General features: G+C 39.4%; 1 pseudogene. It reads left to right on the top strand.

Features of this window, described 5'->3' with window-relative positions:
- Positions 1–22: 22 nt before the first annotated feature.
- Positions 23–246: pseudogene (locus R2R70_RS22350) on the top strand (hypothetical protein); the annotation flags it as partial.

Raw genomic sequence — 246 nt, 5'->3', positions numbered from 1 at the left:
ATCAGAAAGAATGCCTCACGTATTGAGTAGTGATGAGGTAAAAGAACAAGTACAGTATTTTAAAAAGGCAGCCCAGCGAGCTGTAGAAGTAGGTTTGGATGTGATTGAAATTCATGGAGTGCATGGCTATCTTATCCCGCAGTTTTTGTCTCCCCTTTCTAATATCAGAACGGAGGGGTATGGCGGAAGCTTTGAAAATAGAATTCGTTTTTTGATTGACATTGTAGATGCCGTAAATGAAGAATT

It is taken from the genome of Cobetia sp. SIMBA_158 (genome assembly GCF_046566945.1).
GTDB lineage: Bacteria > Pseudomonadota > Gammaproteobacteria > Pseudomonadales > Halomonadaceae > Cobetia > Cobetia amphilecti.
Note: the sequence above shows the minus strand (reverse complement) of the source record. Positions and strands in the feature narration are given on the sequence as shown.